General features: G+C 70.2%; 12 protein-coding genes. 6 read left to right on the top strand and 6 right to left on the bottom strand.

Annotation, left to right across the window (positions count from 1 at the left end):
• Positions 1-43: 43 nt before the first annotated feature.
• The 5 genes from IT359_10340 to IT359_10320 all read left to right on the top strand — a co-directional run bounded on the left by IT359_10340 (position 44) and on the right by IT359_10320 (position 6,129).
• Complete coding sequence (locus IT359_10340; protein ID MCC6929376.1) at positions 44-292, top strand: hypothetical protein; 249 nt, start codon at positions 44-46, stop codon at positions 290-292.
• A complete protein-coding gene (queG, locus tag IT359_10335; protein ID MCC6929375.1) occupies positions 289-1,407 on the top strand; it encodes a tRNA epoxyqueuosine(34) reductase QueG in 1,119 nt (372 codons plus the stop codon). The genes IT359_10340 and queG overlap by 4 nt, the downstream gene beginning before the upstream one ends.
• Complete coding sequence (locus tag IT359_10330; GenBank protein MCC6929374.1) at positions 1,394-3,319, top strand: protein kinase; 1,926 nt, start codon at positions 1,394-1,396, stop codon at positions 3,317-3,319. Before queG ends, IT359_10330 begins: the two co-directional genes overlap by 14 nt.
• A 43-nt stretch (positions 3,320-3,362) precedes the next feature.
• Complete coding sequence (locus IT359_10325; protein ID MCC6929373.1) at positions 3,363-4,424, top strand: LLM class flavin-dependent oxidoreductase; 1,062 nt, start codon at positions 3,363-3,365, stop codon at positions 4,422-4,424.
• Between the two features lie 88 nt (positions 4,425-4,512).
• Entirely contained in the window at positions 4,513-6,129 is a 1,617-nt protein-coding gene (locus tag IT359_10320) for an amidase (GenBank protein MCC6929372.1), read from the top strand.
• Positions 6,130-6,132: 3 nt separating this feature from the next.
• Here IT359_10320 and IT359_10315 read toward each other — a convergent pair whose 3' ends face one another.
• The 6 genes from IT359_10315 to IT359_10290 form a co-directional block, all read right to left on the bottom strand.
• Positions 6,133-6,900 (bottom strand): hypothetical protein, encoded by a 768-nt coding sequence (locus tag IT359_10315; GenBank protein ID MCC6929371.1) that lies wholly within the window; start codon positions 6,898-6,900, stop codon positions 6,133-6,135.
• Between the two features lie 134 nt (positions 6,901-7,034).
• A complete protein-coding gene (locus tag IT359_10310) occupies positions 7,035-8,192 on the bottom strand; it encodes an NAD-dependent epimerase/dehydratase family protein (GenBank protein MCC6929370.1) in 1,158 nt (385 codons plus the stop codon).
• A 74-nt stretch (positions 8,193-8,266) separates the two neighbouring features.
• Positions 8,267-8,863 (bottom strand): hypothetical protein, encoded by a 597-nt coding sequence (locus IT359_10305; protein MCC6929369.1) that lies wholly within the window; start codon positions 8,861-8,863, stop codon positions 8,267-8,269.
• Positions 8,864-8,876: 13 nt separating this feature from the next.
• Positions 8,877-9,398 carry a hypothetical protein gene (locus IT359_10300; GenBank protein ID MCC6929368.1) on the bottom strand — a complete coding sequence of 174 codons (522 nt, stop codon included), beginning with the start codon at positions 9,396-9,398 and terminating at the stop codon, positions 8,877-8,879.
• A 33-nt stretch (positions 9,399-9,431) separates the two neighbouring features.
• On the bottom strand, positions 9,432-11,303 hold the full coding sequence (locus IT359_10295; protein MCC6929367.1) for a CocE/NonD family hydrolase: 1,872 nt from the start codon (positions 11,301-11,303) through the stop codon (positions 9,432-9,434).
• A gap of 129 nt (positions 11,304-11,432) precedes the next feature.
• Positions 11,433-11,954 (bottom strand): prolyl-tRNA synthetase associated domain-containing protein, encoded by a 522-nt coding sequence (locus tag IT359_10290; protein MCC6929366.1) that lies wholly within the window; start codon positions 11,952-11,954, stop codon positions 11,433-11,435.
• Between the two features lie 235 nt (positions 11,955-12,189).
• Here IT359_10290 and IT359_10285 point away from each other — a divergent pair, with 235 nt between their 5' ends.
• On the top strand, positions 12,190-12,627 hold the full coding sequence (locus tag IT359_10285; GenBank protein MCC6929365.1) for a hypothetical protein: 438 nt from the start codon (positions 12,190-12,192) through the stop codon (positions 12,625-12,627).
• Positions 12,628-12,727 lie beyond the last annotated feature (100 nt).

The raw sequence follows: 12,727 nt of genomic DNA, 5'->3' as shown, positions 1-12,727 counted from the left end.
CGGGCCCTATGGCTGGCGCGGTGGGTGTCCCTACATTTCACCCATGTCCTGGGGTCGCCTCACCGTCCAGCTCGCCCTTGCCGCCGTCCGTCGTCCGGCGCTTGCCGCCGACCTGATTCGCGTTGCCTGGCGTTTTCGCGCCAACGGGTGGTACGCGCGCTTCCCGTTCCTTCCGCTCCCGTCGCGCAAGTACGTGCGTTGGCGCATGCACACCGCCTACGGCGATCCCGATGTCACGCCACCCGCGGACGACATCATTCGGTACGCGCGCTGGGTGGGAAAGCAGCCGTGAGCCAGACGGCGCGGCGCGCCGCGCCAGGCAACGCCGCCCCCCTCGACACCGCGCCGGCAACGCTCGAGCAGCGCATCGAGCGCCAGGCCTATGCGCTGGGCTTCGACCTTGTCGGCATCGTACAGTTAGGCACGGCGGAGACTGCCCGCCACTTCGATGCCTGGATTGCCGGCGGGCGCCACGGTGACATGGGGTACATGGCGCGCGATCCGGGGCTGCGCCACGACACCACGCGCCCGCACCCCGGCGCCGTCAGCGCCATCGTCGTGGCGATGGACTACGGTGGCAAGCAGCCCGCCGGTCCCGTCGCTCGTTATGCGCGCGGCGAGGACTACCACGACGTGATGAAGTCGCGCCTGCAGGCGCTGCACGCCTGGCTGTCGGAGGCTGCCGGCGCGCCAGTGAATGGCCGCGCCTACGTCGACACGGCGCCGATCCTCGAGCGGGACCTGGCCCGGCGCGCCGGCCTCGGGTGGTTCGGGAAGAACACCAACCTGATCAACCCATCGCGCGGTTCGTACTTCTTCCTCGGCTCGCTCTTCGTGGCGCTCGAGTTGGTGCCCAGCGCCCCATTTGCCGGGGACAAGTGCGGCCGTTGCACGCGTTGCCTCACGGCATGCCCCACGCAGGCGCTGGTCGCGCCACATGAACTCGACGCCACGCGCTGCATCTCCTACCTCACGATCGAGAACCGCGGCGCCATCCCGGAGGCGTTGCGCGAGCAGGTGGGGAGCTGGCTCTACGGCTGCGACATCTGCCAGGAGGTGTGCCCGTGGAACGTGAAGTTCGCCAAGGCACTCCCCCACGACTCGCCGTACATGCCGCGCGAAGCGTTAGGCGACAAGGACGCACGAGCGCTGGCGCGCGACCTCCTCGCCATGTCGCCGGGCGATTTCGCCGAGTCGTTCCGCCGCTCGCCCATGAAGCGCGCCAAGCTCGCGGGGCTCAAGCGGAACGCAGCGGTGGTCCTGGGGAACGTCGGGACGGCAGATGACGTGGACGCGTTGACGCGCGCCCTCGACGACGCCGAACCGGTCGTGCATGAGCACGCGGCCTGGGCCATCGCGCGCATCGGTGACCGCACACCACAGCCACATCGTCATGACCTCCCCTAGTCCCGAGTTTCTCGCGCTGCAATCCGCGCTCGCTGGTGAGTATTCGCTCCAGCGCGAGCTGGGGCGCGGCGGAATGGGCATCGTCTACCTCGCGCGCGACGTGCAGCTGGACCGCGACGTTGCCATCAAGGTGCTCCCGTCGCAGCTGGCGGTGAACGCCACTGCCCGCGAGCGCTTCCTGCGCGAGGCGCGCACCGCGGCCGGGCTCTCGCACCCGCACATCGTCCCCATCCATCGCGTGGGCGAGGCCGGCGGCTTCGTCTTCTTCGTGATGAGTTACGTGGAGGGCGAGACGCTGGGTGAACGGCTGCGCACGCGCGGTCCGCTCCCGGCCGCCGAGGCAGCGCGCGTGATGCGCGAGGTGGCGTGGGCGCTCGCCTACGCGCACGGACGCGGCATCGTGCATCGCGACGTGAAGCCCGACAACATCCTGCTCGAGGGAGCGACCGGACGGGCGATGGTCACCGACTTCGGGATTGCCCACGGCGGTGCGTCGTTGCCCGATACCGATCCGGGAAAGCTCATGGGGACGGCGCACTTCATGAGTCCCGAGCAGGGAGCGAGCGCACCAATCGATGGGCGGAGCGATCTCTACGCGCTCGGCGTCGTGGGCTACCTGAGTGTCAGCGGGCGACTGCCCTTCGAGGCGGCGAATCTCCCGGCGCTTCTCGTAAGGCAGGCCAACGAAGCGGCGCCTGGTGTGAGTCGCGCCGCACCAGGACTCCCGCTCGCTTTCGCGGCAGCGATCGACCGTTGCCTGGCGCGCGACCCCGCGATGCGCTTTCAGGATGGAGAGGCGCTGGCGGCGGCGCTCGCCCCCGCCCCGGATGCGCGTCCCGCGCTCCCCACGTCGCTCCGCGCCTGGCTCGAAGCGCGTAACGCGCTCCTCGTCCCGTACATGGGGTGGATGTCGGTCTTCGGCACGCTGACGTTGGCCAATCTCATCGCCTGGGTCACGGGGAACCGTCCCGATGGACCGGGCGATATCGTGCTGCTCGGGGCGATCACCTCGCTCCCCCTGTTTCCGATCGTTGGATTCCACATCAATCAGGCGCAGCGGCAGTTCAAGGCCGGGCACTCGCTGGCCGACCTGCGCCGCGCCCTCGACGTGGCGCGCCGCGAACGCGAGGAGCGCGAGGCGCTCACGCGCGACGACGAGGAACCGAAGGCGCACCGACTGCTGCGCATCGGCACGGTCGCATCGGCGTCGTGGCTCGCCGTCACCGCCGGCCTCATGCTCGCCGATGTCTTCCACGAGAACCGGACCTCTCTGCTGCTGATCTTTGGTCCCGTGGCGTCGACGATGCTGCTGGGGGCCGTCAGCAACGCCCTCGGCGTACGCTTCATTCCCCGGAAAGTCCGCGCGCTCTGGCAGGCGGGCGTTCGCGACCGCCTGTGGACGGGCCGTCTCGGCGACTGGCTCGCGAAGCGGTTGGGCGCCCCCGAGCGGTCGCGGGCGGTGGGGGGCGCCGCCTTCCGTGCCACCGAAGCAGCGCTGGGCGTTGCGGCTGGCGACCTCTTTGCCGCACTTCCCGACGCGTACAGGGAACGCCTCTCCGACCTCCCTGCCATCGTCGACGCGCTCGAGGCGCGGGCCAGCGAGGCGCGCGCGGAGATGGAGGTCGTGGACGCGCTGGTCGCCTCGGGACCCGGCAATGCCCCCGCACTCTCCTCGCGGCGCGATGCGGCGGCGCGCCATCTCGCGGAGAGCGTCGCTGCGCTGGAAGGGATTCGCCTCGACCTCCTGCGCCTGCACGCCGGCGCCAGCGACCTGGCGCCGCTCACCACGCTCATCGACGCGGCGCGCCTGCTGGGCGACGACGTGCGACGACTGGCCGAGGCGCAACGCGAGGTCGACGATGCCATGGCGCACCGCTCGTTAGGCCCGGCGCGCATCCCCACGCCACGCTGAAGCGCTCCGACCCCTTCACACCATCCTTCCCATGTCCCACCCGCTGGAACTCGGCCTCGAGACCTTTGGCGATGTCACGCGCGACTCGTCGGGAACGCTCCTCGGCCACCCGCAGGTCATTCGCGACGTGATCGAGGAGGCGGTGCTCGCCGACCAGGTGGGCGTCGACTTCTTCGGCATCGGCGAACACCATCGCGCCGACTTCGCCATCTCGTCGCCCGAGATGGTCCTGGCCACCATCGCCGGTCGCACCTCGCGCATTCGCCTTGGCTCGGCGGTGACGGTGCTCTCGTCCGACGATCCGGTGCGCGTCTTCCAACGCTTCTCGACGCTCGATGCCGCCTCCAACGGCCGCGCCGAGATCATCCTCGGGCGCGGCTCGTTCACCGAGTCGTTCCCCCTCTTCGGCTTCCCGCTCGAACAGTACGAACTTCTCTTCGAGGAGCGACTGGAGCTGTTCGCCAAGGTGCTCGAGTCCGATCGCACCGGCACGCCGCTCACCTGGCGCGGCAAGACGCGCGCACCCATTGCCGACAAGCGCGTCTACCCGTCCACGCAGGGCGGATCGATCAAGACGTGGATCGGCGTGGGCGGGAGCCCGGAATCGGTGGTGCGCGCGGCCAACTACGGAATGCCGCTCATCCTCGCCATCATCGGCGGCGACCCGCGGCGCTTCCTCCCCTATGTGGAGCTGTTCCGCGGCACGCTGGCCCAGCGGGGCGCGCCGGCGCTCCCGGTGGCGATCCACTCGCACGGCTACGTCGCCGACTCCGACCGGCAGGCGCGCGACGAGATGTACGGACCGTGGCGCGAGATGCGCGACCGGATTGGCGCCGAGCGCGGCTGGCCCCCAACCAACCGCAGCGACTTCGAACGCGAGGCCGACCATGGCTCGCTGTACGTCGGCTCGCCGGAGACCGTCGCGCGCCGCATCGCGGCAACGGTGCAGCTGATGGGCGCCGCGCGCTTCGACATGAAGTACAGCGCGGGCACGCTCTCGCACGACAAGATGATGCGCTGCATCGAACTGTTCGGGCGTGAAGTCGCTCCTCGCGTGCGGGCCATCGTCGCCGAGTCGTCCCGGGGGAACGACGATCGGCATTGACCGTCGTCCCCGGCGGCCGTTGATTCGTGGGCCGGGGGTGTGAGATCGCGCATGCCACGCCCCCAACCCACGCTCTCCGCATCGCCTCGTGTCGCCCACCCGCCGCGAAACGCTCGCCCAGCTCGCCGCCCTCGTCGCCCTCCCCATCGCCGGCCAGGCGATGGAGCCGGGCCTCCCTGTGCTCCGCACGGCGGACGATCCGCTCGATGGCACGAGCGCCGACTTCCAAGCCGGGCGTCGCCGTCGTGCCTGGACGTCGGCCGAGGTAACGGCGCGCGCACTCGACCGCTGCCGCTCCGATGGGGCGGCGATGCGCGCCATCGACGCACTCTCGGCCACGGCGCTCGCCGAGGCGCGCGAGGCCGACGCACGCCTGCGCGCGGGGCGAACGCACGGCCCGTTGGACGGCGTCCCGCTCTTCGCCAAGTCGATCTATGACATGCGCGCCCTCCCAACGACCGCCTCGAGCGCCGAGTGGGCGCGTCTCTTTCCGGAGGGGGTGAGGCGCGACGCGCTGGAGGTGCAACGGATGCGCGCCGCCGGCGCCATCGTGCTGGGGAAGACGGCCGCCGACGATTTTGCCTATCGCGGCAACGGGACGAGCAGCCACACGGGGCAGGTGCGCAACCCGCACGATGCCACGGGGACGAAGACGCCGGGCGGGTCGAGCGCTGGCTCGGCGGTGGCGGTGGCGATGGGGATGGCGTTCGCCGCGTTAGGCACCGACGACGGGGGCTCGAACCGCATCCCGGCGCAATTCACCGGTGTGGTGGGGATGAAGCCGACCTTCGGCCTGGTGCCGCGCACCGGCGTGATTCCCACGTGGCCGTACCTCGACACGCACGGGCCGCTGGCGCGGACGGTGGCCGACGCCGCGTTGCTGCTGGCGGCCATCGCCGGCGCCGACCGCTCGGACCCGCTGGCGCTCGCCCAGCGGTGGGCGGGGGGCGCGCTCCCCCGGCTGTCCGACACGGCGCTGGCCAACACCAGGCTCGGGATCGTGGAGGTGCACGCCCCGCGCGCCCAGATGACCCCCGAGGCGCTCGCCGCGTGGGACCGCGCGTTAGGCGACCTGCGCCTCGCCGGCGCCACGGTCGATGCCTTCGACGCCCCCGTCACGCGCGTCAACGTCCGCGACCTGTTTACCCAGCGCGCCGCGGCACGCGGCGACGCCGTCCCCGACTCCCGGTCTCCGGCGCCCACCGCCGCCGCGCTGCTCCATTACTTCGCCGGGCGCACCGCCAGCACCAACGAGGCGCTGGAGGGCGTGCGGCGCGGCTACGCCGCCTATCGCGCCTTCTACGACGTCCTCCCGGAGACGTTCGAGGCCTGCGTTCCACTGCTCACGCAGTCGATGGCCGACGATCCCGCCGGGCGCTCCTTTGCCCGCTCGCGGCGCGAGGTGGTCGCCCTGCTCGCCGAGTCGATGCGCGTGGCCGGGATACGCGCCCTGGTGTATCCCACCATGCCGTTCAATGCGCCGCGCGCGGTCGACCCCTGGCCCGACGTGCGCACCCCACTCGGCTACGGGAACTTCCTCGGCCTCCCCGAGATCTCCGTTCCCGCCGGGATGGGGAGCGATGGGATGCCGGCACTCAACCTTTCCATCGTTGGACTGCCGGGAGAGGACGCCCAGCTCCTGGCCATGGCGCACGCCTACGAGCGCCAGTCACGCCGGTTCGTCGCCCCCCGCCGCGCGGGGTGAAGCCTAACGACCCTCGGTGGACTGCGGCGGGGCGGGCGAGTGCCACGCCGCGGCGCGCGGCGGCGAATGTTCGAGGATCGTCGCCCCGAAGACGGCCGCCCCGTACTCCTCCATCGCCCAGCGAAGGGCGGGGTTCCCGACCTCCCGCGCCGCCGCCGTCACCGCGTTGGCGAACGCGTAGGCCGATCGGTCGCCATCCACCCCCGGGGTCAGCGCGTGCGACAGGAGCGGCATCATTGCCCGCCTCAATTCGCCGGCCAGCCCCTGCTCGGGGAGCGCCAGCACGAGCGCACGGAGGCGCAGGCGCTCGATGGCCGCGGATGCGCGAATGTCGATCGCCGACCGCATCTCGCGCACCCCATCGGCAAAGCGCTCCGGCGCCGCGGCCTGCCGCACTGCCTCCTCGAAGGCGGTGAGCGCCGACGCAATCGCCGGCTGTTGCGCCGCGGCGACCCGCGCCGGCGCCTCCACGCGTTCGACCACGCGCGTCCCGATGGCGTAGGTGCGCACCGCCCCGTTGGCGCAAACCTGCCGCAGGATGTACGGGTGCACGAAGATCTCGCCCTCCACCACGCGCACGGCCACGCCACCCTGCACCCCGTCGCCCCGGCGAACCTCTGCCACATCGGGGAGGACAGCGCGCGCATACATCACCGCGCCGGCATCCTCCGCGTCCAGCACCGCCCCGCCCAGCGAACGCACCGTCTCTCCAAATGCCCGATGCAGCGCTGCGGTTGTCGGGCTCCAGTTGTGCGTGTCGGTGATGTCCATGGATCCTCCAGGGCGCTATCGAACGCGTGACAGCAACGCCTCACAAGTACAGGCGCCAACGCGACAGGTTCCCATCACGTCGGCACCCACTGACATCGTCGAGTCCGCTGCAGCGGCACGCTCACCGGTATCGATCACGCCCCCGCGCGGCGGGTCCAGAGCGCCAGCACCTCGCGCTCGCGCTCCATGGTGATCCCGGCGCGCAACTTCTCCTGCTGGTCGGCGGGGCGCGAGTGATACCAGGCCATCCCGTCGCGCACCGTCTCGGCGAGCGGGCGAAAGGTGAGCCCGGCAGCAATCGCGCGATCCATCTTGCTGGTGCAGTACGCCCACGTGCTCGCCCCCTTGTAGGCCCACACCGGCATCTCCACCCACGATCTCACCTTCTGCTCGGTGAGGAATGGCTGCGGGATCCAGGTAAAGCGCGCGTCGTTGGCAAAGCACCCCTTGATCCCCCAGAGCATCCCGCCGATGCCGATGGGCGTGGCCGGACCGACGGCGTTGAAGGTGCCGAAGCTGCGCTGTTCGGCCACGCGGATCATCCACTGCGACAGGTCGCGCACGTCGATCCATTGCACCGGGTCGTCGAAGCTGCCGGGCGCAATGATCTCTCCCCCGTTCTCGATGCGCCAAGGCCAGTAGGTGAAGCGGTCGGTGAGGTCGCCGGGGCCCACGATGAGCCCGGGGCGGACGATGGTGCTCTGCCCCGGGAAGGCCTCCTGCACCAACTGTTCGCAGCGCGCCTTGCGCTGGCCGAATCCCGCCTGGTCGGCCTCCGGGCCGCTGATGGGAGCTGGCGGGAGGAGCGGTGAACGCTCGTCAGGCGCCACGGTGTCGCTGTTGGCGTATACCCCTGTGCTGGAGACGTAGACGTAGTGCCCCACCCTTCCCTTGAGCACCGCCGCCGCGTCCACGATCCACTGCGGCTTTGTCGCCGGATTGTCGATGACCACGTCCCACGTGCGCCCCTTGAGCGCATCCAGTCCGCCAGCTGCATTGCGATCCCCCTGCAGCTTCTCGACGTCGGGAAAGAGCGCCGGGTTGGTCTTGCCGCGGTTGAAGAGCGTGAGCGTGTGCCCCCGCGCGCGCGCATAGGTCACCTGCTCGGGGCCGATGTAGCCGGTGCCGCCAAGGATGAGGATGCGGAGCGGCGCCTCGGCGCGCCGGGGGAGCGCGTGCGCCGCCGCGCGAGTCAGCGGCAACTCCAGCGCGCTGGCGCCACGGCCATGCAACGCGAGGGCACCGGTGGCCAGGGCCGACTGCCGGAGGAAGGTGCGACGATCGGAAGGCATCGGGCGTGTTGGGATGTCGTTAGGTAGGGGAGGACGGTCGCCGCGAGGGCGCGCGAGCGGCCCGCCGAGTCGGGTCAGCCGCGGCAGCTCTTGACCATGGCGTCGGCGCGATCGCCAGGGGCACGGTCGAACGGGGCGTCGAGGTTGAAGGCAATGTGCGCCGCCTCGTGCTCCAGCGTCCACAGCAGCTCATCGAAGGTGCGGCGCCCCACGTTGAGCGCGTCGATCTCGCGGGCAAGGAAGATCATCCCGTCGGGGCGCGCCTCGCCCGACGCCAACTGCGACCCCACTCTCCACATGTAGGGTCGAACGGTGATCTGCCCCGAGCGATACGATCGCTCCAGCACCCCCGCATACGTCGCGCACACCCCGCCCTTCTCCTTGAGTTCGGCGATGCGGCGCGCGAGAAGGCTCTCCTCGTCGGCAGAGAGCGACGACGCCGCGCACCCCGCGCACGGCGACGCGCCATCGCTGGCGGGGCCCCCCGACGGTCGCGCGTTGGCAGCCAATGCCGTCAGCGACGGCTCGGCCGGCGGCGCGAGTAGAGGAGTCGCCGGTGCCGCCTCAGCGTGCGCACGCGCACCCATTGCACCGCTGGCGCAGCCGCCCGCTGGGGCAAGCGCCGCAAGCACTGCCAGTGACACGAGCCAGCGTGCGAGGTGTCGCATCATCCCATCCATCCGCCTATGGGTTCGCAGCGACCGTGAGCTGAAACGTCGCCGTACGGCTCGCGACATCGACGCCCGAGGAGTTGACCGTCACCGCGGTGACACCGGGCACAGAGGTCGAATCGGCGAACAGCGTGATGGACATCGCGTCGGTCGACGTCGAACTCAGCGTGGGGGCCGTCACCCCTTTCGGGAGCCCGGTGAAGGTGACGAAGACGGGGCCGGTGTAGTCGGTGCGCACGATCGTCACCGGAAGGATCGTCGTGGCGCGCTGCCGCACGCTCACCGCCGTCGGGATCCCCAGCACGTAGCTCGGATTCCCCAGCGAGATCCCCCCGGAGTTGTTCGAGACCACCGAGTCGCTGTTGCACGCGACGGCGCCCGCTGCGCCAACGCCAACGGCAGCGAGGAGGGCGAGTGTGGCCGCGCGTGCGGCGGGGCGAGGGCGAGAGGGGGCGGGCATCATCCCCTCCAACTTCGCCGCCCCCGCGCCGCCGCGCCATGCCCTCCCCGCCGCAACACCGCTCGCACCGTCCATGTCGCCCCCCTGCCGGGCGCTACGGGAAGCTTCCTACCGCACCACGGGAAGGACCAGTCGCGACGGATGCGCCACCGCGTGATGTATCGCGTTGCGCGCCACCTTCCACGTCACTTCGTCGTAATTGTTGCCGCCGGTGTTGAGGTTGCGGTCGAAGCGCGGAAAGTTCGAGCTCGACACCTCGAGGCGCAGGCGATGCCCCGCCGGGAGGAACCACGATGTCGCATGCAGGTCGACGGGGACCTTGTAGACCTTTCCGGCCTCCATCATGCGCGCCTTGTCGAAGCCGTCGCGGTAGCGCACGCGCGTGATCCCTTCCTGGATGTTCATCACGCGACCGTCGGGGAAGACGTCGAGGAGTTTCACGGTGACGTCGGTGTCGGGCGCGTCCGACGAAAGGTGAAGCTCGGCGGTGATTGGCCCCGTGATTTCGAGCCCCTCGCGCAGCGCTTCGCCCGTGTAGACGAGCACGTCCGGACGCTCTTCGATGTCGGCGTTGTCGAACGACCCGGGGACGTCCTTCGGGTTCCCCGTGCAGCAGATCGACCCGCCGCGCGCCGGCACGGGATTGTTTGGGTCATACGTGAAGGTGTCGCTCGCCGCGCGCCGAGGTACGGCGCCCACCAGGCGGCCGTTGCCGCGCCGTGAGTTCGCGCCGCCGTCGGAGTCGAGATACCACGCGGTGGCGCGCATCCTCGCCACCGGCCAGCGATCCGACGACTGCCACGCACCCCTGCCAATCGTGTAGTACTGGAACTTGGGCAGGGCATCCAGCGCCCGTTCGTTGCCGCGCAGCCACTTGTCGTACCAGGCGAGGTAGGTCTCCCAGTAGTGCAGGCGCGCATCGCCCACGTCCAGGTCGCCGACCTTCGTCTGCGCGCTGGCCCCCTCCGAGGCGCAGTGCACCGTGGGCGAGATGATCGCATACTGCCCGTTGCGCGCGCGCTCGTTGATCGCGTTCCGGCGGAAGATTCCGGCCGTCTCGAGCGCCTCGGCGGCCAGGTCGTACCAGGAGGAGACGTGCAGCGTCGCCACTCCCACGCTGTCGCTCGCGGTGAGGTAACCCTGCCGGTCCCACCACGGGTCGTCGGGCGAGCGCTCGAGGAAGTTGCGCCAGTCCCACGACGGCGAGCCGGCGCGATCGGTCATGTCGATCACCGGGAGCGTACGGAAGAACGAGGCGAGGTCGACGTTAGGCATCGGCTTGGCCCCCTTCTTCGTCGAGGCAAAGACCGGCATCCAGCCGAAGTTGATCGAGATGGAGAACGCCCCCCCTTCCACCGAGCCCCAGAACTGTCGGCGCCGCCCCACGCGCCCCAGGTTCCCCCCCGCCGCCTGCGCGATGGCCGCAACATGGCGCGGGTGGCGCGACTGCGCGGCGATGATCTGCCCCTCGCCCAGATAGGAACAGCCATACGTCCCCACCTTCCCCGTCGACCACGGCTGCGCCCCGATCCAGTCGAACATGTCGGGCCAGTCGGTGACGTCGCCCTCGTATACGCGGAACGTTCCCTCCGAGGCGAACTTCCCGCGCACATCCTGCACCACCACCGCGTAGCCGTGCGAGGCAAAGAAGTCGGCCGGAACCGTCGCCGCGCGATACGCTGCCTTGTTGTAGGGGAGCCGGATCAGGATCGTGGGGAGCTGCCCCGCCACCCCTCTCGGGCGATAGATGTCGGTCGCCAGCCGCACGCCATCGCGCATCGGAATCATGACGTTGCGTTCGACGTCGACCTCGTGCGTTCCCTTCGGTCGCGGATAAGGAGCGCCGGCGGCAGGTTGCGCCGGCGCCTGCGCCGCAACCGTCGGCGCAAGCGCAGCGACGAACGCGGTGACGCACACGACGAAGGCGGCGACGAACGAGAGGAGCAACGGCACGCGGGCCACGAGCGACGCACGGCGCATGGGCAGGTCGTCCTGGAGGAGGCGCGCAGAACCTCTCACGAAGTCGCGCGGTCGGCAAGCGCGTGCGAGGAAACGCCGACGGGAGAGCAGGCGCCGGCGTCGTGCACGCGCTGCTTCACCTTCCACTCCTCACACGCCCCGCACCGGGACGTCGACCAGGTGCATGTCGTGCCCCGTCAGCTGCGCAAAGCGCTGGGCATCGGCACGCGTGATCACCAGCGTCGCCGAGTTCACCATCGGGTGACAGCGCCACCGCTCGGTGTTCCAGACGTCGCGGTCGATGAAGAGCGTGACGTCGTGCGTGGGATCGTTGGCGATCCCGAAGAGGGTCACGGCGCCGGGGGTGAGCCCCAGGTACTTCATCAACCGCTCCGGCGAGCCCAGACTCAGGTGATCGGCGCCGATGCGCGGGGCGAGCGCCTTCAAGTCCACCGCCTTGGCGCACGAAGTCACGACCAACCAGTGGCGCCTCCCCTTCCCGTCGCGCAGGAAGAGATTCTTGGTCTGCTCGCCCCCCAGCGATTCAGGGACGAGGCGGTTCGCCTCGTCGCAGGTGAAGACCGGCGGGTGGTCGGCGCGCTGGTAGGGAATCTGGTGCGCGTCCAGGAGCGCGCAGAGCGTCGCGTCGGAGTACGGCGTCTCGGTCGGCATGGCCAGAAGCTACCGCCTGCAGCGGCGCTACGCTCGCCCCCCGGCGCACGCGCCTGAGCATTCGACGCCCACCTGGTGGCACTCACTGTCCGGGCGAACCTGATGGCGAAGGACCTCCCGGCGAACCGTTTCGCGCCCCGAATGTGCTACAATTGACGGGAGCCGCCCGTCGTGCTCATGGCGCGCTTCGACATGTCTCCACATGCACCGACGCCGGCGACTTTCAGGAGGAACGATGCCCAGACGTCTCATCACCTTCCTCGCCCTGATGGCAGCGTCCGCCTGCGGCAGGCAGGGCGCGAACCCGCTGACCCCGGAGTTCGACTTCACGTTGCAGCAGGCGGCCGACTCCATTCCGCTCCTCATCGGGAGGGATGTCCACGTCGAGGACGTGTGGATGACGCTCACCGACGTCCCCAGCGACTCGCGCTGCCCGAGCAACGTGCAATGCGTCTGGGCTGGCGACGCCGTCGCGACCATCGCCGTGCACCCGGGGTGCTACAAGGAAGGGTGCAAGGCCGCGTCGTACGTTCTCTCGCTCCACACCACCCTGGAGCCCAAGAGCGGGAGCGGCTGGGGACACAAGGTCACGCTTCTCTCCCTCGCCCCCCATCCCCACGACACCGCCCGGATCGACCGCTCGCGCTACGTCGCCTGGGTCCGCGTGAACTGACCGCGTTAGGCGCTCTTCCCCTGCGCAAACGAAGCGGGCGGCTCCCAACCTTCGGAAGCCGCCCGCTTTCGTTCATCGGACTAAGTGGGGACAGTGGACA

This window comes from Gemmatimonadaceae bacterium (genome assembly GCA_020852815.1).
GTDB lineage: Bacteria > Gemmatimonadota > Gemmatimonadetes > Gemmatimonadales > Gemmatimonadaceae > SCN-70-22.
This window is presented reverse-complemented; position numbering and strand designations above follow the sequence as displayed.